At 42.2% G+C, this 23,792-nt stretch carries 31 protein-coding genes; 14 read left to right on the top strand and 17 right to left on the bottom strand.

The window, feature by feature from the left end:
* Positions 1 to 87 precede the first annotated feature (87 nt).
* Positions 88 to 585, bottom strand: a complete 498-nt coding sequence (gene ilvN / locus MHM98_RS00935) for an acetolactate synthase small subunit (protein WP_239437173.1) — start codon at positions 583 to 585, stop codon at positions 88 to 90.
* A complete protein-coding gene (locus MHM98_RS00940; RefSeq protein ID WP_239437175.1) occupies positions 585 to 2,303 on the bottom strand; it encodes an acetolactate synthase 3 large subunit in 1,719 nt (572 codons plus the stop codon). The genes ilvN and MHM98_RS00940 overlap by 1 nt, the downstream gene beginning before the upstream one ends.
* A gap of 573 nt (positions 2,304 to 2,876) precedes the next feature.
* On the opposite strand from MHM98_RS00940, the gene MHM98_RS00945 reads away from it, so the two are divergent.
* Positions 2,877 to 3,206 carry a hypothetical protein gene (locus tag MHM98_RS00945; RefSeq protein ID WP_239437176.1) on the top strand — a complete coding sequence of 110 codons (330 nt, stop codon included), beginning with the start codon at positions 2,877 to 2,879 and terminating at the stop codon, positions 3,204 to 3,206.
* Positions 3,203 to 3,973 carry a Zn-ribbon-containing protein gene (locus MHM98_RS00950; RefSeq protein ID WP_239437177.1) on the top strand — a complete coding sequence of 257 codons (771 nt, stop codon included), beginning with the start codon at positions 3,203 to 3,205 and terminating at the stop codon, positions 3,971 to 3,973. Before MHM98_RS00945 ends, MHM98_RS00950 begins: the two co-directional genes overlap by 4 nt.
* Before the next feature lie 14 nt (positions 3,974 to 3,987).
* On the opposite strand, the gene syd is transcribed toward MHM98_RS00950, so the two are convergent.
* Positions 3,988 to 4,638 (bottom strand): SecY-interacting protein, encoded by a 651-nt coding sequence (gene syd / locus MHM98_RS00955; RefSeq protein WP_239437181.1) that lies wholly within the window; start codon positions 4,636 to 4,638, stop codon positions 3,988 to 3,990.
* Between the two features lie 28 nt (positions 4,639 to 4,666).
* Here syd and queF point away from each other — a divergent pair, with 28 nt between their 5' ends.
* A complete protein-coding gene (gene queF, locus MHM98_RS00960) occupies positions 4,667 to 5,521 on the top strand; it encodes an NADPH-dependent 7-cyano-7-deazaguanine reductase QueF (RefSeq protein ID WP_239437183.1) in 855 nt (284 codons plus the stop codon).
* 81 nt (positions 5,522 to 5,602) lie between these two features.
* Here the strand turns inward: queF and MHM98_RS00965 are convergent, their stop codons facing one another.
* Positions 5,603 to 6,445, bottom strand: coding sequence for an HDOD domain-containing protein (locus tag MHM98_RS00965; RefSeq protein ID WP_239437186.1), 843 nt, complete (start codon positions 6,443 to 6,445; stop codon positions 5,603 to 5,605).
* Positions 6,446 to 6,607: 162 nt separating this feature from the next.
* On the opposite strand from MHM98_RS00965, the gene MHM98_RS00970 reads away from it, so the two are divergent.
* The gene (locus MHM98_RS00970; RefSeq protein ID WP_239437187.1) at positions 6,608 to 7,084 is read left to right on the top strand and encodes a hypothetical protein; all 477 of its coding nucleotides are present in this window, start codon (positions 6,608 to 6,610) and stop codon (positions 7,082 to 7,084) included.
* 13 nt (positions 7,085 to 7,097) lie between these two features.
* Here the strand turns inward: MHM98_RS00970 and MHM98_RS00975 are convergent, their stop codons facing one another.
* Entirely contained in the window at positions 7,098 to 7,307 is a 210-nt protein-coding gene (locus MHM98_RS00975) for a DUF2986 domain-containing protein (protein ID WP_239437188.1), read from the bottom strand.
* 103 nt (positions 7,308 to 7,410) lie between these two features.
* A complete protein-coding gene (gene argG, locus MHM98_RS00980; RefSeq protein WP_239437189.1) occupies positions 7,411 to 8,649 on the bottom strand; it encodes an argininosuccinate synthase in 1,239 nt (412 codons plus the stop codon).
* Between the two features lie 304 nt (positions 8,650 to 8,953).
* On the opposite strand from argG, the gene yegQ reads away from it, so the two are divergent.
* From yegQ to MHM98_RS01005, 5 genes are all read left to right on the top strand, one after another.
* Positions 8,954 to 10,339 (top strand): tRNA 5-hydroxyuridine modification protein YegQ, encoded by a 1,386-nt coding sequence (gene yegQ, locus MHM98_RS00985; protein ID WP_343229197.1) that lies wholly within the window; start codon positions 8,954 to 8,956, stop codon positions 10,337 to 10,339.
* A 2-nt stretch (positions 10,340 to 10,341) separates the two neighbouring features.
* On the top strand, positions 10,342 to 10,599 hold the full coding sequence (locus MHM98_RS00990; protein ID WP_239437192.1) for a YfhL family 4Fe-4S dicluster ferredoxin: 258 nt from the start codon (positions 10,342 to 10,344) through the stop codon (positions 10,597 to 10,599).
* Between the two features lie 194 nt (positions 10,600 to 10,793).
* The gene (locus tag MHM98_RS00995; protein WP_239437193.1) at positions 10,794 to 11,000 is read left to right on the top strand and encodes a cold shock domain-containing protein; all 207 of its coding nucleotides are present in this window, start codon (positions 10,794 to 10,796) and stop codon (positions 10,998 to 11,000) included.
* A 180-nt stretch (positions 11,001 to 11,180) separates the two neighbouring features.
* A complete protein-coding gene (locus tag MHM98_RS01000; protein WP_239437195.1) occupies positions 11,181 to 12,710 on the top strand; it encodes a SulP family inorganic anion transporter in 1,530 nt (509 codons plus the stop codon).
* Positions 12,711 to 12,765: 55 nt separating this feature from the next.
* The gene (locus MHM98_RS01005; RefSeq protein WP_239437197.1) at positions 12,766 to 13,254 is read left to right on the top strand and encodes a SprT family zinc-dependent metalloprotease; all 489 of its coding nucleotides are present in this window, start codon (positions 12,766 to 12,768) and stop codon (positions 13,252 to 13,254) included.
* Between the two features lie 18 nt (positions 13,255 to 13,272).
* On the opposite strand, the gene MHM98_RS01010 is transcribed toward MHM98_RS01005, so the two are convergent.
* Positions 13,273 to 14,124, bottom strand: a complete 852-nt coding sequence (locus MHM98_RS01010) for a tetratricopeptide repeat protein (protein ID WP_239437200.1) — start codon at positions 14,122 to 14,124, stop codon at positions 13,273 to 13,275.
* A gap of 129 nt (positions 14,125 to 14,253) precedes the next feature.
* Between MHM98_RS01010 and MHM98_RS01015 the strand changes: the two genes are divergently transcribed.
* Entirely contained in the window at positions 14,254 to 14,787 is a 534-nt protein-coding gene (locus MHM98_RS01015) for a thioesterase family protein (RefSeq protein WP_239437201.1), read from the top strand.
* On the opposite strand, the gene MHM98_RS01020 is transcribed toward MHM98_RS01015, so the two are convergent.
* From MHM98_RS01020 to MHM98_RS01045, 6 genes are all read right to left on the bottom strand, one after another.
* Positions 14,784 to 15,206, bottom strand: a complete 423-nt coding sequence (locus MHM98_RS01020; protein WP_239437203.1) for a hypothetical protein — start codon at positions 15,204 to 15,206, stop codon at positions 14,784 to 14,786. The two genes, MHM98_RS01015 and MHM98_RS01020, sit on opposite strands and share 4 nt — an antisense overlap.
* A gap of 43 nt (positions 15,207 to 15,249) precedes the next feature.
* Complete coding sequence (locus MHM98_RS01025; protein WP_239437204.1) at positions 15,250 to 15,654, bottom strand: GNAT family N-acetyltransferase; 405 nt, start codon at positions 15,652 to 15,654, stop codon at positions 15,250 to 15,252.
* Positions 15,655 to 15,744: 90 nt separating this feature from the next.
* Positions 15,745 to 16,149 (bottom strand): ribonuclease E inhibitor RraB, encoded by a 405-nt coding sequence (gene rraB / locus MHM98_RS01030; protein WP_239437205.1) that lies wholly within the window; start codon positions 16,147 to 16,149, stop codon positions 15,745 to 15,747.
* 58 nt (positions 16,150 to 16,207) lie between these two features.
* Positions 16,208 to 16,930 carry a 1-acylglycerol-3-phosphate O-acyltransferase gene (locus MHM98_RS01035; protein WP_239437206.1) on the bottom strand — a complete coding sequence of 241 codons (723 nt, stop codon included), beginning with the start codon at positions 16,928 to 16,930 and terminating at the stop codon, positions 16,208 to 16,210.
* Positions 16,931 to 17,029: 99 nt separating this feature from the next.
* A complete protein-coding gene (locus MHM98_RS01040) occupies positions 17,030 to 17,326 on the bottom strand; it encodes a hypothetical protein (protein ID WP_239437207.1) in 297 nt (98 codons plus the stop codon).
* A 47-nt stretch (positions 17,327 to 17,373) separates the two neighbouring features.
* Complete coding sequence (locus MHM98_RS01045; protein WP_239437211.1) at positions 17,374 to 18,705, bottom strand: M20/M25/M40 family metallo-hydrolase; 1,332 nt, start codon at positions 18,703 to 18,705, stop codon at positions 17,374 to 17,376.
* Between the two features lie 250 nt (positions 18,706 to 18,955).
* Here MHM98_RS01045 and MHM98_RS01050 point away from each other — a divergent pair, with 250 nt between their 5' ends.
* Together MHM98_RS01050 and MHM98_RS01055 are read left to right on the top strand one after the other, a co-directional pair.
* Positions 18,956 to 19,597: a sulfotransferase gene (locus MHM98_RS01050; protein WP_239437213.1), complete on the top strand. Its 642-nt coding sequence runs from the start codon at positions 18,956 to 18,958 to the stop codon at positions 19,595 to 19,597.
* 109 nt (positions 19,598 to 19,706) lie between these two features.
* Entirely contained in the window at positions 19,707 to 20,279 is a 573-nt protein-coding gene (locus MHM98_RS01055) for a tRNA-(ms[2]io[6]A)-hydroxylase (RefSeq protein ID WP_239437214.1), read from the top strand.
* 52 nt (positions 20,280 to 20,331) lie between these two features.
* Here MHM98_RS01055 and MHM98_RS01060 read toward each other — a convergent pair whose 3' ends face one another.
* On the bottom strand, positions 20,332 to 20,976 hold the full coding sequence (locus MHM98_RS01060) for a hypothetical protein (RefSeq protein ID WP_239437216.1): 645 nt from the start codon (positions 20,974 to 20,976) through the stop codon (positions 20,332 to 20,334).
* 116 nt (positions 20,977 to 21,092) lie between these two features.
* Here MHM98_RS01060 and MHM98_RS01065 point away from each other — a divergent pair, with 116 nt between their 5' ends.
* Together MHM98_RS01065 and MHM98_RS01070 are read left to right on the top strand one after the other, a co-directional pair.
* Positions 21,093 to 21,521, top strand: a complete 429-nt coding sequence (locus tag MHM98_RS01065; protein ID WP_239437219.1) for a hypothetical protein — start codon at positions 21,093 to 21,095, stop codon at positions 21,519 to 21,521.
* A gap of 66 nt (positions 21,522 to 21,587) precedes the next feature.
* Positions 21,588 to 22,235: a hypothetical protein gene (locus MHM98_RS01070; RefSeq protein WP_239437221.1), complete on the top strand. Its 648-nt coding sequence runs from the start codon at positions 21,588 to 21,590 to the stop codon at positions 22,233 to 22,235.
* Here the strand turns inward: MHM98_RS01070 and MHM98_RS01075 are convergent.
* Genes MHM98_RS01075 through MHM98_RS01085 form a run of 3 tightly spaced genes read right to left on the bottom strand, consistent with a single transcriptional unit; the run spans position 22,222 to position 23,716 of the window.
* On the bottom strand, positions 22,222 to 22,665 hold the full coding sequence (locus MHM98_RS01075; RefSeq protein WP_239437223.1) for a hypothetical protein: 444 nt from the start codon (positions 22,663 to 22,665) through the stop codon (positions 22,222 to 22,224). The two genes, MHM98_RS01070 and MHM98_RS01075, sit on opposite strands and share 14 nt — an antisense overlap.
* The gene (locus tag MHM98_RS01080; protein WP_239437226.1) at positions 22,665 to 23,081 is read right to left on the bottom strand and encodes a DUF1801 domain-containing protein; all 417 of its coding nucleotides are present in this window, start codon (positions 23,079 to 23,081) and stop codon (positions 22,665 to 22,667) included. Before MHM98_RS01080 ends, MHM98_RS01075 begins: the two co-directional genes overlap by 1 nt.
* 20 nt (positions 23,082 to 23,101) lie before the next feature.
* Positions 23,102 to 23,716: a MarC family protein gene (locus tag MHM98_RS01085; RefSeq protein WP_239437228.1), complete on the bottom strand. Its 615-nt coding sequence runs from the start codon at positions 23,714 to 23,716 to the stop codon at positions 23,102 to 23,104.
* Positions 23,717 to 23,792 lie beyond the last annotated feature (76 nt).

Below are 23,792 nucleotides of genomic sequence, written 5' to 3' on the forward strand. Positions count from 1 at the left end.
TTTTTATGTCCGGCGCTTTTATGAATTAGCAGACATAAAAAAACCGCGGTAACTATACCGCGGTTTTCATCATTTATAATTAACGTTTTAAGCTTTTAGTGACTTCTCGCCACGAGAAATACCAATTACCCCAGAGCGAACGACTTCTAAGATCTCACAAGTCTGCTCTATTTGTTTAACAAAGGCATCAAGCTTATCGCCATCACCAAACAGGCGAACCGTATAAATTTTGGGTGTCGCGTCGATAATTTTACCATTGAAAATATCAACTAAACGGCATACTTCATCACGCTTAGATCCGATACAAGCAACTTTAACCAGTGATAATTCCTGCTCAATATGTTCACTGGCAGTTAGTTCAGAAACACGCAGCACATTAATCAACTTGTTAAGCTGTTTCATGATTTGCTCAATCACGCGTGGTTCACCGCGAGTAACCAGTGTCATACGTGACAAAGACGGATCTTGTGTCGCCGATACTGTTAGTGATTCGATGTTATAACCGCGTTGCGAGAACAGGCCAACAATACGAGATGTCGCGCCTGATTCATTTTCTAATAATAGAGAAATTACAGTTTTAGACATTAGGTGCGCTCCGTCTTACTCAAATACATTTCGTTCATCGCGCCATATTTCACCAACATTGGGTATACGTGCTCTAACTCATCAACAGCAATATCCATTACCACCAATTTGTCTTTTAGCGAGAAACAACGCTCTAGTGCGCCCTCAAGTTCACTTGGTTTTTCAACTTTAATACCAACGTGACCATAAGCTTCAGCTAAGCGGACAAAGTTTGGCACTGAGTCCCAATAAGAATGTGAATGGCGACCTTTATACACCATATCTTGCCACTGCTTCACCATGCCTAGGGCGTGGTTATTAAGAATGATGATCTTAATTGGCAAGTCATACTGCAGGCAGGTTGATAGCTCTTGAATATTCATTTGAATACTGCCATCGCCCGAAATACAGATTACCGTTTCATCAGGGAACTCCATTTGAACCCCCATCGCAGCCGGCAAACCAAAGCCCATAGTGCCTAAGCCACCTGAGTTAATCCATTGCCCCGGACGTTTAAATGGATAGTACAATGCGGCAAACATTTGGTGCTGACCAACATCACTACACACATAAGCATCACCGTTCGTCGCTTTATACATGGCCTCAACAACTTGCTGTGGTTTTAGTGACTCTTCGCTCGTTTCATAGGCCAGACACTTTTTATCGCGCCATTCGTTGATTTGTTTCCACCATTCATCCATATCTGCTTTATTGTTTTGCAGATTTTCATCATCAATCATCTCAAGCATTGCTGTCAATACATTGTGTGCATAACCAACAATAGGAACATCAGCGTTCACTGTTTTAGAAATTGATGTTGGATCAATATCGATGTGAATGATGGTCGAGTTAGGACAGTACTTTTCCAGATTGTTAGTGGTTCTATCATCAAAACGCACACCAATGGCGAAAATAACATCACTAAAGTGCATCGATTTATTGGCTTCTAACGTGCCGTGCATACCAAGCATGCCAACAAATTTCTCGTCAGTGCCCGGATAAACGCCTAATCCCATCAAGGTATTAGTGACCGGACAACCAATGTGATCAGCAAGCCGCTTAATAAGCTCAGGTGTGCCATTCCATACGGCGCCGCCACCAGCGTAAATAATTGGGCGCTTGGCTTCAATTAGCGTCTTTAATGCCTTGCGAATTTGTTTCTTATGGCCTTGTTGCGTTGGATTATATGAACGCAGCGACACCGATGTTGGATACTCGTAAGGAAACTTAAGCGCTGGATTCATTACATCTTTTGGAATATCAACAACTACCGGACCAGGACGACCAGTAGAGGCTATATAATAGGCTTTTTTAATGGTACTCGCTAAATCTTCAGCGCGTTTAACCAAAAAGCTGTGTTTTACCACTGGACGCGAAACACCGATCATGTCGGTTTCTTGGAACGCGTCTTCACCAATCATCGTCGTTGGTACCTGACCTGAAATCAGTACCATAGGAATGGAGTCCATATAAGCGGTGGCAATACCAGTGATACAGTTAGTCGCACCAGGACCTGAGGTCACTAGTACCGTTCCGACTTCACCGGTTGCACGAGAATAACCGTCTGCCATATGGACAGCAGCTTGCTCGTGGCGCACCAGAATGTGTTCGATGCTTGACTGTTGAAACAACGCATCATAAATATCTAAAACAGAACCACCAGGATAGCCATAAATCCGCTCAACCCCTTGATCCTGCAAGGAGCGGATCACCATTTCGGCGCCGGATAACATCTCCATTACAAACTCCAACTCACATAATTAATCTTAAAATTCTTTTGAAACAGCGTTACTTTAATCATTCAACATTGTATGAGGATGACAGCCTTTCTTGGTTGTGAACGCTTAATGATAGAAAACAACACAATAAGAAAGAAACAGTCATCACGAAAATGTTACATGGATGAAATAACCGTTACCTGATATTAACCATTATTTTTCTAGCTCCGCAATAGACATTTCGGCTTTTCTTATAAAAAAATATACTTTTATAGGGCTTTTAAGTGAAAACTATTAAAAAAGCCGCCAAAATAACAAAAATGCTGCATCAAGCGAAGGAGTAACTAGGTCATTATTTGGACAGCAAAGGGGCGGCATATTTATTTACGCTTCGTGCAAGCTAAACCACTGTTTTAATGACAGTAATAAAAACACTGTAAAATCGTAAAGTTTTATTAACAGTAAGTTGTCTATACAAACTATTTGTAATTACAACACCATGATTATGATTCTAAAAATTAGAATATTTTTTTGCTAAATATTCACTATAAAAGTGATAAAATTATCAATTAGAGACACAAGCCGAGTTAAAACATGGAAAATGATATATTAATTGCAGTTCATCAATTACTTGTAGAAAACAAAAAGCCTACTGTAGCAACGGTTAAAGGAAAACTGGCAACCCCTGCTCCTATGCCATCAATTATCAAAGTTCTTCAAAAAACAATGAATTTGAGTGCTAATGACGTGGCCAAACTATTACCTCAAGCACCTAGTGTCGACACGTCGATTGTTGAAAAATCAGCAGACATCGCCGAACTTTCACAACAAGTTGCCGAGCTGACAGCAGAGCTCAAAGCAACCAAGCAACAACTCAACGACTTGCAACGCTTGGTAGAAGTGCATTTAGGAAACGAAAAATGATTTTAAAAAGACTCATCTTCGAATGTTTTGAAGATACGACGCTCACCGCAGCAGAGCGCGCTATTTCCGGACTAATTACCGAGCTAAAATACAACGGTCAAATCATCGGTAACGAGTTTCCATGCTTGCTTAAAGACGGGCAATTCGTCACTCAAGCGCTTTGTCCAACTGAAGATGCCCTCACCTATCAAAACAACAATACAGCGGTCAACCGCGCACTAGACGCTCTAAGTGATGCAGGCTTACTAAAACCCAAGATTGACATTCTCGGCCAAGAGTTACATTCGGATATGTCTGATCCAGAGCACACGCCAAGCTGGCAAATCCTCTATACCAGCTATGTACAAACTTGCTCGCCATTACGCTGTGGCGAACACTTTGCACCGATCCCACTGTATCGCCAACCCAAGCTTGCCAATGGCTGCTATAAACAGCTAATTAACTGGCAGCAAGACTGGCAAGCTTGCGATCAATTGCAAATGAACGGTCGCAGTGCCGAATTTGCCGCTTTAACAGAAATTGGTGATGTCGACAGCTCGCTCGCCAAACGTGGCAGGGCCTTAGTCGCTCAATTAGAAACAAATAGTGGCATTGCCACTTATTATTACCTTTATCGCGTGGGTGGAGAAAGCAAAGAAAGCGAACAGCAGCGCCGCTGCCCAAGTTGCGGTGGTGATTGGGCGTTAGATGAGCCCATTCACCAAGTATTTGATTTTAAATGTGACGATTGTCGCTTAGTATCAAACTTGTCGTGGGATTACAATTAAGCCCACTCACGCTTTTATTTTTGACGCCCTAAAAGACTGCGCATCACTTCTTTTAGGCGCGGCATGAGTCCAGGTTTAATATCGACAGGGGCTTGATAAGCTAACTCTTCATCAGGCGTTGCTAATGGCGTTAATGCCTTCAGAAATTCTGCCAAGGACGGCGCTAATTCGATGCGGTTATCATCCCCAGGAACTTCTAGCACCACAGCGCCACTTTCATTGTCGACACAAACCATAAGATGGCTATTAATGACGCTACCTATGAACACAGTATGTGATTGCTTTAGCTTTCGCTGCATCAAAATATGACCAATGATATTTTCACATAGGCGCTTAATATCTTCTTCGTTCCAACACTGAATTAATTCGTATTGTTTATCACCGAAGCTGCCATACAAACTCGCCCCTAAATAGCTACCATAAAAGGCTTTGACTGATTCATGCAACGATAGCTCTAACGCAGATTCAATATCAGAAAAATCAAACTCAGACGTTTGGCTCACTTGTTGCCAGCTGATTTTGTCACCGTCTTCACTACCCGTAATTTCACAGGGCGAGCGCCAACTCTCATCAAAAACAACCTGTGGTAATTTTTGCGTTTCATTTTCACAGGCTTTGCTATAATCGCCAGCAAAATCCGCAAGTGCATGTGCAGTGTGATTCATTCAATTCTCTTAATCGTTGGAAACCTTTATGACTGAGCCATCGTCTCACTATGAAAACGCCCCAGAACTTCAATCTCTTAGCCTAGGCAAAGAGACGCAGTATGATAACAGCTTCGACGCAAAACTGTTACAAGGTGTGCCGCGTTCGTTAAATCGCGATGGTTTAAGCCTCGGCGACAGCCTACCATTTACTGGCGTTGATATTTGGACGGGTTATGAACTGTCTTGGCTCAATAACAAAGGTAAGCCAGTAGTAGCGATGGCGAGTTTTAGCGTGCCATTTGATAGCGTTAACTTAGTAGAGTCTAAGTCATTTAAACTCTATCTAAACAGCTACAACCAGCATAAATTTGCTGATGAAATCGAAGTAGTAAAGCAACTTGAGACAGATTTAAGCGCTTGTGCGCAAGGTGACGTCAAGGTTGAAATCATCCTCGCTAAAGACTTTCCTGCACAGCAAATCGTCGGCCCGAAAGGAGAATGCATTGATGAGCTCGATATTGAAATTACCGACTTTGAATTCTCACGTGATTATTTAAACGATTCAACTTCAGATGACATTGTCAGTGAATCACTGCACTCAAACCTGCTCAAATCAAACTGCTTGATCACCAACCAACCAGATTGGGGCACAGTGGAGATCAATTATCAGGGGCCGAGAATAAATCCCGAAGCCCTTTTGCGCTATCTGATTTCATTTCGCCAACACAACGAGTTTCACGAGCAGTGTGTCGAGCGTATCTTTAGCGACTTAAGCGAGCTGTGTCACTGCGAAAAACTCACTGTCTACGCCCGTTATACCCGTCGCGGAGGATTGGACATTAACCCGTTTCGTTCAAACTTCGAAACGGCGCCAAGTAATGTGCGTCAGGCGAGACAATAACCGCTAATACTTCTTAAGAAATAGAAGACAATAAAAAAACGGCGCTATCAAAGCGCCGTTTTCGTATAACTAATTGCGGGATTATGCAAAGGTTGCACGTGCCGCCGCTAGTTCATCAGTGAAAGTATCACTTGAAAGATCGTCTACTGAATCAATCAATCCTTTCTCAACAAATGATGCCATGGCATCGCTTGCGCCAGCTAAGTTTGCCTCGTTCGCCTGACATAACACAGCAAAGCGCACGAAATCTAAGTAGCTAATTTCATCAGTCTGATAGTCGCTGCTTGAGTAGTAGCGCACAGACTCTGCCATATCATCACTAAAGTTCCATGCCTTAACGATTGATAAACCAATGTGATTGTGAAGATCGCTAATTGCACGCTCTAAAAATTCAGGCTCTGCGAATACATCTGGGTAGCCATCGGCTTCCGTTAAAATTGGCAAAGTACCAATGTTGTGTAGCAGCGCAGCAAGTGACAAGGTATCAACTTGTAGCGATGTGTGCTTGTTCTCTTCTTTGTGCACTGCAAACAATGCCATCGCATAAGCAGCCACTTCAGTAGAGCGTTTCCACGTTTTAGCAAGGTAAGTGGCAATTAACTCATTGTTAGAAACAAATAACTGCTCCATCGCCAGTGCCATCACAATGTTTTTAATTTGGCGCATGCCAATACGAGTTACCGCAGCTTGAAGATTTTCAACGCGAACAGCGCGGCTGTAATGCGCCGTATTTGCAATGCGAATTAAGCGTGCAGACAATGCTGCATCTTGTGCAATAATCGCCGCAATATCATTGAGGTTAGTATCTGGATCTGCCACAGCTTCTCGAACTTTCATGGCAATTTTTGGTAAGGTTGGTAGAACTAAAGCATCGCTTTTGAGTTTTTCGATTAAGATGGTACGTAATGCATTGGCAGTAGACATAAATCTTCGCTTCCATTTCCAATTTTATAAAAATACTGCATTGAATTCATGTGTCATAAAGTATTGATGCAGCGTTACAGCTCAATATTACAGCTTTACTAATATATACTCCTAATTTAGATCAAATGCTACGTATTTTTACGTATTAGGTTAAATCACAGAATGAATCAAATATTGACCAATAACCATCAACAAATTATCGGCTTAGGTAATCCCAGTAGTAAGTTTTGTTTTAATTTACCAAACGTGCCAATTGTCGGTGAGCTAGGCTACGACGTAGCAGAAATCGTCGATATTAACGGTAATCATTGGCGGAAAATTTTCGTTATCATCGCCAAGTTATGTGATGATAGTGACAATTGGCAGCAATTTCGCGACCAAAGGCTTGTAAATGAAGTTTATCTTAACTTTACAACACAACTGGGAAACGCGAGTAAAATTGAATATTTATGCGGCAAAAACCACGCCGAATCATTCGAGTTAGGCCATCGAAAATGGTGCAATATCGATGAAGAATACCAAGTAAAATCAGCGAAAAATGCTAATGAACAGCTTCTATTACTGACGCCGTATCTCGATTACCGTCAATTTCCCAATGCACTAATAACGAAGGTTAAAAATTTTATAGAGACGGCTTAACTTCTTCGGAAGACTAAGATTCTTCAGGCGACTGTGATTCTACAGATGGTGTAATAGCTTCAGTTTGTATAGCACCATCATCATTTTCTTGAGCTTGCAGCGCTTCTAGCTTGGCGCGCTCCGCTTTCGAAATATACTTGGGTTTATTGTTGTGGGCTAACTTGCCGTTCTTTTTCTTTTGTTTCTTTTCAAGAATCGATTTGATTTTCTTTTTGCGGTTCATATTTTTATACCTCTAGACTGTCCAGCCAGTTTACGCTAACGCCACAAAAAAAGCCGCTATAAATAGCGGCCAAAGGTCTCATCTGAATAAAAATAAAGCTGGATTAACTATCTCCTTCGAACTGACCAGCTTTTGCTAAAGCACATGCTTCAACAGATAAAATATCGGCATACCCTTGAGAGCTTTCAGGATTTAAACCATCACTTGCTTCCATTGAGCTATCTTCTTCGTTGTAAAGTGAGGCTGCAATATCGCCCATCGACAAGAAGAATACATTACCTTTGTACAAGCCAAGTTTCACAGTCCCGGTTGCGCTAGCAGTCAGCGTTTCAATACCTTGGACTGCCGCTTTAGTGGCTACATCAAAACCACGACCATCGTAGAACTGATCACTAATCACCTTACTTAAGCTCTCATACAGCGCAGTCGCGCGTCTGTCTAAAGTCGCTTGTAAGATATTTTGTAGCCCTTGGCTTAATAGCTCCATGCCCGGCGCTTCATATACTCCGCGACTCTTGGTACCAATAATTCTGTTTTCCAACGCATTGGACATGCCAACGCCATTGCGGCCCCCCACTTCATTGGCCTTGGTCATCATATCGAATGGATTTAGTTTTTCGCCATTAAAGGCCACGGCTTCGCCAGCTACATAATCGATAGTCACTTCTTCAACCGCATCAGGCGCATCTTGCGGCCATACGCCCATGGTTGGCTCAACAATGAGCATCGACGTTTCTAGGCTTTCTAAATCTTCTGCTTCATGAGACAAACCAGCAAGGTTGGCATCAGTTGAATATTTCTTTTTCATACCAACCACAGCTGGAATATCGAACGTCGCCAAGTAATCCGCCATTTCACTACGACCAGGGAATTGTTCGAGTAAATCGGCATCACGCCATGGTGCATATACTTCCATTTCAGGCGCTAGCGAGCGAGTGTAGCGCTCAAAACGCATCTGGTCATTACCACGTCCAGTCGCACCATGGGCTAGAATGTTAACGCCGCGCGATTTCATCGCTTTTACCAAACCTTGCACGGTTACCGCACGAGCAATACCTGTGGTATTCCAATAGCCACCATCATAAGTAGCATTGGCTTTAATGGCCGCAAAACACGCGTCAGCCATCTCTTTCTTAAGATCGACCAATACTGTTTCTGCGCCACACGGCTCCATCTTGCGAGCAACATTCTGAATATCATCTTCATCTGGCTGTGCTAAATCAGCCGAAAAACAAATAACGTTAATATTCTCTTCCATTAAACGTTTGGTCACTGTCTTGCTGTCCAGTCCACCAGATACACATACGCCAACGGTTTTGCCTGCTAAGTTTGATAATTTCATTTCACTCTCACACATTTGACGAATTATTCAACTCGTCGTTTTACAGATAATCTTTAAATTTAGACCTAACTTAATAGTTAATCTATCTTATAGCTGCATAAGATAATTCAATCGCTGAGTATAAACAACCATAAAATGAATATTTATGCTCTTTTTGTGAATTTTTATTTCAGCGGGATTATCCCTGCAAAGTTATCAAAATTGACTTAAATCAATTTTGATATAAACAATGCTAGCTTTACGTTGTACTGCAACAGCCTGCTCTCTAAAATATTCGCCCCCGAGATTAAAGAGGTCGTTTTTAGTGTCTTTCATTCCTGAATTATTATGCCCAGCTGGCAGTTTAAAAAACATGCGTTATGCCTTTGCTTATGGCGCCGATGCTGTATACGCTGGTCAACCGCGTTACAGCCTACGTGTGCGCAACAATGAGTTTAATTTAGAAAACTTAGCAATCGGCATAAAAGAAGCACATGAACTTGGCAAAAAATTCTACGTTGTTAGTAACATAGCGCCTCATAACAGCAAACTCAAAACTTATATTCGCGATCTAAAACCCGTGGTGGATCTAAATCCAGACGCATTAATAATGTCTGATCCCGGTTTGATCATGATGGTGCGTGAAGCTTTCCCGCAGTTACCAATCCACCTATCAGTGCAAGCAAACGCGGTAAACTGGGCTACGGTGAAGTTTTGGGAGACCCAAGGCATTGAACGCGTCATCTTATCGCGAGAGTTATCAGTCGATGAGATTAAAGAAATTCGCGAAGCTGTACCAAACATGGAACTTGAAGTTTTTGTCCATGGCGCATTGTGTATGGCCTACTCTGGTCGCTGCTTATTATCGGGTTACATCAACAAACGCGATCCAAATCAAGGGACTTGCACCAACGCCTGTCGCTGGAAATACGGTGTCCATGATGCACAAGAAAATGAGACTGGTGATGTCGTTGCAACAGCGCCACAAGACAACGACAATTCACAGACTGAAGCGCTAGCGCAGCCTGTAGTGGTTGAGCCAACGCTGGGTGAAGGTGAAACCACCGACAATATCTACTTGTTGCAAGAGCCTAATCGTCCGGGTGAATACATGCCAGCGTTCGAAGACGAACACGGCACTTATATCATGAACTCAAAAGATTTACGTGCAGTGGAAATGGTTGAGCCCTTGACTAAAATGGGCGTTCATTCACTAAAAATCGAAGGCCGTACCAAGTCGTTCTACTACTGTGCAAAAACAGCGCAGGTATATCGCCGCGCCATCGACGATGCAGTTGCTGGCAAGCCTTATGATCCTGCACTAAGCTCACAACTCGATCATCTAGCACACCGCGGTTACACCGAAGGCTTCTTGCGTCGCCACACTCATGATAAGTACCAAAACTACGATTATGGTCACTCAGTATCCGACAGCGCGCAGTTTGTTGGCGAAGTGATGGGACGCGATGATAACGGTGATGCAATTATTGATGTTAAAAACAAATTCGTTGTTGGTGATACGCTAGAACTAATGACGCCTCAAGGTAACGTTGTATTTACCCTCGAATCAATGCGCAACAAAAAAGGGGAAGAGACAGATGTTGCACCAGGCTCCGGCCACATCGTTTCAATCCCAGTAGATGGTGAAATTGATTTAACCTACGCTCTGATCATGCGCTATTTACCGCAAGACAAGAGCACTCGAGGCTAATCATGGCACTTAAGATCTTAAGCAATTGCATTAACTGCGATATGTGTGAGCCAGAGTGCCCTAACCAAGCTATTAGTTATGGTGAGGTTATTTATGAGATCGATCCCGACCTATGCACCGAGTGTGTAGGTCATTACGACAAGCCAACCTGTATTGCTGTGTGCCCTATCGACTGCATTGAAGTTGATCCTGAGCGCGTCGAATCACAAGACTCACTTTATGAAAAATTTGTGGCAATTCACCACAGCGATTTGATCTAATCCATACCAATTCTAGCGCGGTTTTACGCCTTAAATTGCTGATATTTTGAATGATGTTTACTTTTCAAAATTATGCGCTAGAATCAATATGCTTGTTATTTAGGCAGTTCACTTGATAGCCAATATAAAATAGCGAGTTTGAATAGTGCAGCGGTTGCCTATTCAATCAATATATAAAATGGAGAATGGCTATTATGGCTACAATGACAGGTCGCGTTAAGTGGTTTAATGAAAAGAAAGGCTTTGGCTTTATTGAACGCTCAGGTGGCTCAGATGTATTTGTTCACTTTAGAGCAATTCAAGGCGAAGGTTTCAAAACACTAGCCGACGGTCAAGAAGTTCAGTTTGAAGTAGAAGACGGTCCTAAAGGTCCACAAGCACTCAATGTAACTGCACTTTAAAAATTAGCCATTACGGTTAATTTAGAATAACTGGCTACCTTTTTGGTGGCCTTTATTTTTTGTTCACACTTCCTTTACCCGCCCTTGATTTTGGTTGACTTTTTCCACCAAAAATCTACAATTTAGCGCTTTTTGTAGGCATTTGCCCTACAACCCATTCCCAAACTAAAGAAACTAATCATGCTCAAGCTACACATTAATAAAGTAGTTAGCCTTAAGGCTGATATACTCTCGGGCCTCACGGTTGCCCTCGCCCTAGTGCCAGAAGCCGTTGCCTTTGCCTTTGTGGCAAATGTTGATCCTATCGTTGGTCTATATGCCGCCTTTATGGTGGGCTTGATCACTTCTATCTTCGGCGGTCGTCCGGGCATGATTTCTGGTGCAACTGGCGCTATGGCTGTTGTAATGGTGTCGTTAGTGGTCGAACACAGTGTGCAATATCTCTTTGCTGCCGTTGTGCTCACGGGTATCTTACAACTTCTGTTTGGGGTGTTTAAACTCGGTAAGTTTATTCGGATGGTACCGCATCCAGTAATGCTTGGGTTTGTAAACGGCTTGGCGATTGTTATTTTCTTAGCTCAGCTAGGACAATTTAAAGTTGCCGATGAAAACGGTGTAATGCAATGGATGCAAGGCGAAATGCTCTACACCATGCTTGGCTTAGTTGCGCTAACGATGGTAATCATTCACTTCTTGCCTAAGTTAACCAAAGCAGTACCTTCTGCCCTTGCTGCCATCGTAATAGTATCACTGACAGTAATTGGCCTTGATATAGAAACCAAAGTCGTTGGTGATGTAGCATCGATTGCAGGTGAATTGCCTAGCTTTATCATTCCTGATGTACCATTTACGTGGGAAACACTAATGATTATTTTACCGTACTCGCTGATTTTAGCGGCTATCGGTTTAATTGAATCTTTATTAACCCTAACGCTAATTGACGAGTTAACGCAAACGCGCGGCCAAAGTAACAAAGAATGTGTGGCGCAAGGTCTTGCGAATACTACGAACGGTTTCTTCGGCGGCATGGGTGGTTGTGCGATGATCGGCCAATCGATGATCAACGTAAACTCTGGCGGCCGTGGTCGTGCATCGGGTATTACAGCATCACTTGCCCTACTTGGATTCATCTTATTTGCTTCGGGTTTAATCGAGCAAATCCCATTAGCGGCACTTATCGGTGTTATGTTTATCGTTGTTATTGCCACCTTTGAATGGTCAAGCTTCCGCGCGCTTAAGAAGATCCCTAAATCAGACGCCTTTATTCTGATCTTAGTATCAGGCGTAACAGTAGCAACTGACTTAGCAATCGCTGTAATCGTTGGTGTGATTGTATCGGCATTAGTATTTGCTTGGGAGCACGCTAAACACGTACTCGTTAAGCGTTCAACCGACGACAACGGCTCAACCGTTTACCAAGTTGAAGGTCCATTGTTCTTCGGCGCAATTAGCGATTTCAAATCGCAATTTAAAGTTGAAGAAGACGCTGGCGATGTGATTATCGACTTTGAAAAATCACGCGTCTATGACCACTCTGGTATCGAAGCTATCGACGCATTAGCAGAGCGCTACGGCAAAGCGGGTAAAAAATTACACCTGCGTCACCTAAGCCCAGAGTGTAAAGAGTTATTCACTAAGGCAAGTGACTGTGTTGAAGTTAACGTGATGGAAGATCCAACGTATCACGTAGCAACAGATAAGCTTTCTTAAAAGCCAAAAAGCCAGTGCGGTAATAAACACCCACTGGCTTTTTACTGAGCTAAAAATGCTATCCACTCAACTACAATCAGACTTACTCACCACAGTAGAAAACTGTTACGCCAAAGCTGAAAGCAAACTCAGTCGCACCTTCCCCAGACCTCAAGTGTTATTCAATCAGCGGGGAAAGATCGCCGGCAGTGCACTGCTGCAGAAAAACACCCTCAAATTCCATCCAGCCATTTATCAGCAAAACATCGAGCACTTTCTTTACCACGTCGTGCCTCACGAAATCGCCCATTTATTAGTGTGGCAAATTTATGGGAAAACGGCCCCCCATGGCAGGGAGTGGCAGCACATGATGATCAATGTTTTTGAACGCCCACCTCATCGCACTCATCAATATAATATCGATGACATTGGTATTAAGCACTTTGATTATTTTTGTGATTGTGGCGAGGTGAAATTGACGATAAGGCGTCACAACAAGGTATTAAAAGGGGCAATTTACCGCTGTCGCCGCTGCGGTAATGATTTACAGATCAAAACCGCATAACAACGCCAGACAGTAAGATTAGTGAAGTAAGCTGTATAAACGGCGACGTGAGCTAGAGGCTAGTGGATCGCCATCAGGCAGTGCTGCAACGATATCTAAATAACGCTTTTTGGCATCATCGAAGTTTAAATCCACCGCTAAGATCTCAAACAGTAAATCTAACGCATCGCTACTACGATTGGCCTGAGAGTAATTGACAGCAAGCGTCAATTTAACCGCCATATCATCAGGCGTTGCCGCTAGTTGTTGTTCAAGTGCGGTAATTTCTGGCGACTGCCCCGCCTCTTCTGCGAGCTCTAATAAAGAAACTATGCGCTGGTAGCTCGCGTTCTTATCTTCTAACGCAAAGCTTTCAAGCAGTGCTTTAGCATTTTCTAGTTGACCAACTTTTACTAGGATCTCGCTGTAACACAACTTAATATCGATGCGGCTAGGATCCAGCTCGTACGCTTGTTTTATAAAACCAAAAGCCTGATTTGAATCGCCGTTTTCATCGAGCAAAATCGCATTGGCTTTTAGCAACAAGTCATCTTCTGGTTTTGGTAGATATTTAAACAGCAGTTCTTTGATCTGCTCTATCGGCGTAACTCCCGTTAAGCCATCAAGTGGCTTACCCGCGCGAATCAATACCAAGGTTGGGACAGATTGCACACCAAATTGCTGGGTAATTTGAGGTTGCTCATCGCAGTTTACACGTGCCAACACAATGGCATCACCTAATTCATTGGCCAAGGTCGCTAAGTCATGTGACATCGCTTTGCCCGCTTCATCGCGCGGTGAATAAAGCTCAACAGCAATTAACTGCTCTGGCGAGGTTTCAATAAGCGTGGTTTGAAAATTTTCAATGGTTAATTCAACGATGTTAGACATGTGCTTTCTCAATAAACGGGATTAATCAGTTATTTGCGGCCATTTCATCATTTTTCAAGCCATTATTTTTTTATTGTTTGATTACTGCTAGTATTGCACCCACTCAATTAGAATTATTACTCTAAATTTATGAATTTATACCTTCGTCTGTTTTACTTATTACTGTGGGAGATTCCCCGCAATAAAATCCGTCAATCGATTACTGCCACCAGTAAATACCAGTTTAGAGCACTGCCGCTAGACATCGATATTAACGCGCACCTTACCAATTCACGCTACCTAGCCTTAATGGATTTGGCCCGCACCAAAATGATTTCAGACAGCGGCATGTTCAAACAAATCATGAAACGCAAATGGCTGCCAGTAGTAAGCTCAACGGAAATCACCTTTATTAAAGATGTCCGTCCGTGGCAAAAATGCACCATCGAGTCGCGACTAGTCTGTTGGGATGAAAAATACTTTTATATGGAACAACGCTTTGTGAGTGGCGATACCATTCATGCTATCGCCCACTTGCGCGGACTATTCGTTCACAAACGCAAACCTGTGCCAAGCCAAAAATTGATGGAATTAGCGGGTGAACCTGATTTAGTATCACCTGAGCCACCAGCGCATATTCAGCACTGGAAAGCGTTGTTAGAAGCTAAGAAAGCAGCAGGTTAATCGCGACTCTTTAGCATTTCATCGATATGTTGAGCGAGTTTTTGCAAATCACTCGCTCGAAACGTCGTACTAAAAAACTCTAATCGCTGTCCTTGTATGGTCACTAACTCGATATGGCTAGCCGTATTACTACTGAGTGCTAAATCCAATTCCCGAATATCAATAGTGACATCTCCACCCCACTCAGTTGATTGATTTATAAAATATCCATCAACATTAACTTCCTGAAAGAATGGCAAAAATAACGACATTAATCCTTTCAACACAAGAATCACGATCACCATAAAAGATATCGCCATCACTTTGCCTTCATCTTGACCGAATGGATTTAAGTAAAGATACGCAAACTGAAAGCAGAGAAAGGGAACAATAAAATAAAACGTGGTTTTATGGATTTGCGGGCGAATAGAAAACTTCAACATTCATTCCTTGAATTATAAGAGTACTGCAATATAACACAGGCTATTTCAACTTCATATGCGGTTGTCGCGGCCCTAACGCATAAAATCCGTGTTTTTCGTAAAACGGTACTAAGCCCTCACTAGGCCACAAGTTAACGCTAGCAAACTGTTTTTCGCGACAATAACGCACCACTTCACTGATAATCTTGTCGCCAATACCCTGCCCTTGATGTGACTGACTAACAATTACATCAACGATAAAAGCATAACGCGCACCATCTGTTATTACACGGGCAATCCCACAACGCTTATCACCATCATCCATGGCACTAAACCAAATAGATGATGTGGATTCAACGCATGCTTGCATTTCATCAATACTCGGCGTTTCCACCCAGCCGGCTTCGCTATAGAACTGTGCTAGTTCGCTTGCTGATGGTGCTGCGTTAGTTATTTGAATGACCATTGATACTCCATTGAACAGCCGTTAGATTTGTCCAAATTTAGCGATAAAAAAAGCGAATCATCAGATTCGCTTTCTTCACAACACAAATTCTTACTCGAAGTATTCTTCGTCGTCGAGCTCGTCACTTTGCACAACACCGTTCTCATCGATGAAGTAAGTGCCCCAACCGTCATATTGAATTTTGTGCTTAAACGCTAAACGAATTAAAGCTTCAGTATCTTTGTCTAAACGCTCAACCTCAAGTTTGTGGTCAATAGTCGCGTCAAAACAGTAAATGACTGCGCCGTCATCCAATTCAAGTTCTTCGGCATCTGACACTTCGAATCCTAACTTAAAGGCGTCTACTGCCGCTTTTTCTAGTTGGTCAAAATTAGCACAAGAAAGGTGATGCTCAATTGGGTATTCAGCATCTGGGTTGCTACCATCAGCTAAAATACTCTCAACAATCTCGCGATTATCAGCGTGCTGATGTTGAATTTCTTTTTCTACAGACATGATTGTTCTCTATCAAATAATTAGCCGTATTATACCGCTAAATATTCCGCAATGGGCGTTATTTTTCGTTGAGCTTAACAACTTCTGCGTCTAGCTGATCAAGCTTGGCTTGCATATCGCTGTGTGCTTTAGCTGCTACTTCACGCACATTGTCTTTGTTGATGGTTTCAACATCGATTGGTGGCATACTTTCAATGATCATAACGCCATTATTCCAGCGGTTTAGGCTGATGTGATCAGAACTACTCATAACAATCGGCACCACGTCGACTTTAGCTTGCATTGCCGTGTGGAATGCACCCGTTTTAAAAGGTAATAAGCCTCGGCCACGGCTGCGGGTTCCTTCAGGAAAAATCCAAACCGATAAATTGTCTTTTAGCATTTTTTCGGCAGTTTGTGCGATGGTGCCCGCCGCTTTAGATTTGTTTTTGCGGTCAATTAAGATATTGCCGCTTAACCAATACAGCTGACCGAAAAATGGAACCCAAATCAGGCTCTTCTTACCAAGGCTTACCACACCGCGTGTTACACCAGCAGAAATGGTGACTACATCAAAATTATTTTGATGGTTGCCAATTACAACTTTCGATGTTTTTGATAAATCCTGCGGCACACGCACAATCAGCTTAATACCGAAAAGTGGTGCAAATCCCGATAACATTTTTGACATCAAAAAAGTATTATCACGATGAAATGGACGAATAAGGCAGATGAGGATACCACCGACTATTGCAATAATAATTAGTGGAAGTAAAAAAATGACACGAAGTACAGCAATCATTGGCGCCCTAAAACAGTGATTAGATAAATTGGCGCGTATTATGCGAAATCAGCGTACAAATGTATACACCTGTACGCTGAAATGTGGCTAGTTTCACGCTTAGTAATACATGAATAACGTAGTTAAACAAATAAAGAAACTTGCCATTACTGCGGTAAATAAGCCTTTACGGGCGACGATTTGCTTAAGAGGAAATTGAATTAGGTAGGCGCCAAAGAACATCCAATAGGTGCGCCACGCGCTGCCAACAAATAAACTCACAGCTTTTGGCTCTAACGGTTGGTCAATGGCCAAGAAGCGGATAACAAAATAACCTGCTTGTGACAACGACAACAAACCAAATACCACCATTAAAGCAGCAATGGTTAAACGGATAGCCCGTTCATTCTTTTTCATAACAATCTCTAACCATGGGCTTAGCGAGTTACTTAGCCCACTAATACCTAATAAATTAAACCGCTTTTGTTAACTTTAGACGTATCAACACGGGTCGGCGTTGCTTTGCCATCAACTAAGGCTTGGCTACCGATAGCAATTGATTTGATCACTTGGGTCATCGACTCAAGATCAAGGCTAGCAACATCGTCAGACGCTTTGTGATAGTGCTTATCTTTATCAAGCTGAGTTGACGAAAAGCTGTGTGCCGGAACACCTAAACGCGCCAGAGTTGCGTTATCAGAGCGGTAGAATAAACGCTGCTCAGGATAAGGATCTGGGTAGATTTCAGTATTGATTGATTTTAAAGACTCATTCATCAATGGGCCAAGGTTAGAACGCTCATAACCCGTCATCCAGAATTTACCTGCGCCAAATTTAGACGGCTTACCAATCATTTCAATGTTTACCATCGCTACGATATTATCGGCGTCGATATGCGTTGAGAAATACTTAGAGCCATAGCCGCCAATTTCTTCAGCAGTAAATGCTGAGAATATTAGTGTGCGTTGATTATCACCTTGATCGCGGTAGTATTGCGCCAAGTTCATGATTGCAGTTGTACCAGACGCATCATCATCGGCGCCGTTGTATATCTTGTCGCCTTCCGCTTGCTCATCAACACCTAGGTGGTCGTAATGCGCTGAGAACAACACAACTTCTTTAGATTTACCAGGCAACACACCAACTACATTTGATAATGCTTGTGTCTTAACAGTGTTGGTCACATTCACGGCAAGAGATTTAATGTCAGTTAATGGCGTCACAACCATCACTAGCGTGTTGTTAGTATTGATTTCAAACTTGTTCAAACCGCCACCAAAGTACGCCTGATAGCGCTTAAACATGCCTTCGTGTGCAGGGTCAATTACCACTAGATTGCTGCCACCACGTTGATTCAACTCGCCAACTTTGGCGCGAAAATCATCGTCTTTACCAATCACAGTTAACGCAACTGGCGTTGAATCGTCCCAATTTAGCATTTCGTTGCTTGTGGCAACGGCAACGTTTTCGCTGCTGATAGCTTCACCATTTAGGTTTACCGCAACAGAATCTGCTTTAACGTTGTAAAGTGAAAAGCTTTGCTCGTAACTTTGTAAACCGTCAAGTGGCTTTAGCCCGGCTTCTTTAAAGCGCTTAGCGATAAATTCAGCCGCCTTGGTGATGCCTGGAGTAAATGTAGCGCGACCTTCTAACTCATCAGAGGCTAAATAAGTGACGTCATTGGTTACAGTTTGTTGGTTAATTTCAGGAACTTTCTTAACGACTTCTTGTTTTGCGTCATTACACGCCACCTGAGTCACGGCTAATAAAATAGCCAAAGGAACGATTTTTTTCATTGTTATTCTTCTTTGAATTGTTTGTGAAACAGTGGGGGATAGCTCCCAAACCACCGCGAAATAAAACTGGAGTTAATATATCGCCATCGCTGTTGATGAGCAAACCAATCACCCACTTTTTTGCTTTAAAACAGCAATTTGTAACAATTTTACCCAACTTCTAGAGTCAACCACGAAAAGCGATATCAAAAGCAACGTGCATTTGCGATAATTGCCCGCCTATTTTCAGTAACCATCGTGAAGAGCTTTTGTGATTTCCAACAAAATTTTTATTATCGGCCTGCCACGCACCGCGACAACCAGCGTATGCAAAGCCATGGTTGAACTAGGTTTTACCACCGCACATACCGCCTACATCCAAAAAACCTTCGACCAAGCGCAAGTTATTGCCGACACGCCAATATTTTGCGATTACCAGCAGCTCGATAAGTTTTATCCCAACAGTAAATTCATTCACTTAAAGCGCGAAATGAACGTATGGGTACCATCGATTCGACAATTGCTAGAACGCATGCTGCACAACCTACAACGCACCGACGGCGGTTTTAATCCGTATCTGCGCCGTTGCTATCACGACATTTTTCAGCCTCTCACCGCAGATAATATCGCTAGCGATGACTTTCTTATCGAGTGTTATCAGCGTCACCAACAAGGAATCGAGGCGTATTTTAAAGGCCGTGAGCAAGATTTACTTAGCATCGATGTCAGCCAAGCAGGCAGCTATCAAGCTCTATTAGATTTTGTGGGGATCACTGATAGTGACAAAGATGATTTCGAACGTGTGAATATTGGCGGCAAAGTTACCGCATGGAAGCAAGTTGAAAGTGAATATAAGGTTGAGTCCACCCGCCGCGGCCGCATCGACAAGCTCGATTACCTTGAGAATAAATAAGTAGCTAAAAACTTAGCTTGAATCAAAAACGTGGATAAATGCCCTTTACCTAATGTGATTGCCTTAGGTAAAATCCCGCCCAAGAAATAAAGCACCTAACAAAAGAATTATGTTTGAATTAAAATTTGATACCCCAGACGCGTGGACAGACGCGGTGATGGAGAACTTCGAGTTCTTCTTGCAAGATCACGCTTCAGCCGAGAAAAAAGCCTCAGGCATGGCAATGTCAATGCTATCTCACTATCCAGATCGCGCTAAACTAGTGCGCGCCATGACCGATTTAGCACTCGAAGAAATGATTCACTTTAAGCAGGTGTTAAAGCTAATGACAGCGCGCGGCGTAATTTTAGGACAAGACAAACGCGACCAGTACATCACCGAAATCCGTAATCTGTTTCGCCGCGGCGGCAAGCACTTTATGCTAGATCGCCTAATCGTTGCTGGTGTTATCGAAGCCCGTGGTTACGAGCGTTTTTCTATGGTTGCCAAAGCCCTACCACCGGGCAAAGACAAAGACTTTTACGACGGCATCGCTAAATCAGAAGCCAAACACAAAGATTTATTCATCGAACTCGCTTACGAATACTTCGACAAAGCCGAAGTAGACGCACGTCTTGAAGAAATCCTTATCGCCGAAGCAGACATCTGCTCACGCCTACCGTTCACTGGTGCATTACACTAGAGAATACTAATGCGCTGCGGGAGTGGCGCATTTTCTATAACCAACTCACTATCTATAAAATAACACCACTTGACTCAATTGTTCGTTTGATTATATCTACGTCTAAACGATACCAAGAAATAATTTGTTGGCCCTCTATTAAAGTGACAGTCACATCAAAAAGACCATTCTCTAGCATAGAAATACTATCAATTTTCATTGTCGCATTAAGATGCTTTGCAAAAGCTGTCCAGTTTCCAACTAAAGTTAGGTCGTTATCTGAATTGTACTTCTGTTTCTGAGCCTGAAGTAACATATCTACAATTGGTTTAATAAGCCCAAGATCAAAATCTGTTGCAGTCTTGAAACTCAACGTTTGGTCAATAAGCGAAGAAGGGGCATATTTAATATCTCGATAATTAACAACATCGTATTCAAAAGCTGCGGTGTTTTTGTTTGGTTTGGCCTTAATAATTCTAGTCACATTTCTATACTGAATTGACCCATTATATGTAGTAAATTTCGAGAAATAATAAGCATCATACATATAAACATCATGCTCAATCGCATACTTTTTACCGCTAGCTTGCTGCACCTCAAAACTATTCCCAATAGCTTCAATAAGTACTGTCTCTAATTCCTCATCGTTCATTAATGTGTAATCTTTTGCCGAACAATATTGAGAGATTAGCAACAGTATCAGTAAAAGTTTTCTCATTATTTATCCATTCCGAACATTAGAAGAGTTGTATTTAGTTTCTGATTAATGCATAAAATGTCGATGACACTGTCACACAAATAAACTACCGATACAATTAATTAGAAAAAGAAAAAATGCAATACAAAAACACTCAAATTGGCACCGCAATGCTCGTCATCTTCGGCTTAGTATTCTCGCTGCTCGTCCTTGCTTCAATTAGCGAGCCACAAGAATCTATTTGGTTTGCTTACGTTATTGTTGGCGTTGTTGCCCTGCTCTTTTCGAGCCTTACTATTTCTGTCGATAATAGTGAAATAAAATGGTTTTTCGGTCCCAAGTTTTGGAATAAATCTCTCCAGTTATCCGAAATAGAGTCAGCAAAGATAATTGAAACTAAGTGGTATTACGGTTTTGGTATTCGTTTGATTTCGACTGGTTGGCTCTATAATGTTTCAGGGCTAACAGCCGTCGAACTGCAACTTATAGACAAAACGACAGTTACTTTAGGAACTAATGATTCTAAGAATTTACTAAAAGCCATTGGACGAAACTTAAAAAAATAAACTGCATATTTTGTTTTTACTGCCGACAATAAAAATAAAGCAACTATCAAAGAAAAGGAATTCACGTTGAAAGCTAAAATAATCTTGTCATTACTCTTAGTTGCGGCTATCACAATCTATGTAATGGTAAACACTAATAACAAAGAAAAACCTACAGTTTCGACTAGTTCAACAGCGCCTAAAGCATCGAATCTAACCAATCCAATAATTGAATCAACTCCAGTCGATATTAACCAGACACACACAAAGATGGACGAAGGGCTAGCTCAACTAGAAAGCCCCAAAATAGATGTAGCAACTCGCTTTGCACAAATCTATGACGAGAAAACGCACGCTGTAAACCTTCACGCATTAAATACGGCAATAAATAACGACGAATTTTCAGGACTGGTAGAGCATCTTACTTTTAGCAATTCCCAAAGCATCGAATTCTCCACTAAAATTCAACAAGCACTCCAAGAAGTCATTTCACAAGATACCAACGGTTACGTTGATGCTATAGGTTGCTACGAAAGTTTGTGTTTAGCACAAATAGCCTCGGCAACTAAGTTTACCGATGCACAGACGTCCAAATTTATAAAAGCAATAGACCACAATAATGTGGTGCAGAGTTTCAAAGAAGAAAATGGAGAATACATTTATCAATATGCGTTTAGCTCGGGAAAAACGGCGACTGTGATAATGTCACCGGCTGTTGGAACTAAGAATAAGTAAAGAGTCCAAAAACTAGCATCGCTAAAACAAGGAAAATAATTCGCCAAAACGGCAATACAAGTGTCTTTTGCCGTTTGCCTGTCGTATCCACAAACAACCAACTCAAAAGTCTACTACGCCAACCTAACTGCTTGTTTTTAATCCCATCTGAAGTAGCGATTTTATGAAGTTTGACATCGATATAAGTTGCTCCAAAGCCCTTTACATCTTCTAGCAGCAAATTTTTATGAAAATCGACTAGATCAGTATCGAAATCTATAACTCGGGTCACTCTTAAAACGTAGTCCTTGGCAGCTATCTTTTTAACTGAAAAGTCAGAACCAATACCAGAAGCTGAAATACTACGGCAAGCGCTTTTGATTTGCCTTTCTGAGCTAAAAGCAAAAGAAAACACCACGCTGTGACTTCCTGTCAAATCAAATTGCTGCACTAATCCAACGCCTTATCAATACATTCATAACGCTGGCGCATAATATCTACGCTGCCAGCGATTATCTCTTTTAAGACAGCTAAATCGACATCGGCGAGTTTGTTAATGATTAAACACGACTTGCCGATTTTGTGCTTACCGAGCACGGCGAGTTGCTCAGCGAAGGGTTCAAAGCCCGGCATAATATAAACCGACAAGTTTTGTTTACGCGGCGCAAAGCCCGTCACCATCCAGTCCCCTTCCCGGCCACTGGCATAGCGGAAATGATATTGACCAAAACAAACGATGTTCTTATAGATATACGCCTGATAGCCTGTGACTTCTTCAAATAGCGCTAGCAAAGTTTCGCTATCGTCGCGTTTTTTCTCAGTTGGCAGCGAGTGAAAGTAGGCTTGAATATCATCATACTGGCTCATAATTATTTCCTTTCGTTCAATTACTTCATGGTCGCTACCACAGCAGTAACACCCACAATGACCATTTGAGTGCCGATAACTGCTAAAATAAGCCCCATTAAACGAGTGACAATGCTCAGGCCGCTTTCGCCGATAACGGCTAAGATGCGTGAACTAAATACAAAGCACACAAAGGTAATCACACAGAGCACTGCAAACATGCCCATCGTCATTAAGATAGCCGCTGAGCTGCCAGATGACGCGTAATTCATTGCAGTTGCAATGGTGCCTGGCCCAGCAAGTAACGGCACAGCAAGTGGCGATACTGAAACATCGCCCGCTTCTTGCTCCGTAGAATGTAGCTTAGAGCCAGCGCCATTAAGCATGTGATAGCCCACTAAAAAGACTAATATCCCGCCCGTGATACGCAGCGCAGAAATAGTGATGCCAAACAAATGGAAAATCGCATTACCAAGTAGCGCAAAGGCAAGAATGACGCAGAAGGTAATCACTAGTGCTTTTAAGGCAATTTTAATTTGCTCTGCTTTAGGTTTATGACCAGCGAGACCAGCAAATACAGCGGTGTTGGCGATTGGATTCATAATGGCAAAGAAACCTAAGAATATCGTTGCCAATTGGGTATAAAGATCGTTCATGTTAAATCTTAATTATTCCAGTAAGTTAATTCTAATAATGTGAAGAATTATAATATTAATCAAATACTTTAAAACT

The organism is Psychrobium sp. MM17-31, from assembly GCF_022347785.1.
Classification (GTDB): Bacteria; Pseudomonadota; Gammaproteobacteria; order Enterobacterales; family Psychrobiaceae; genus Psychrobium.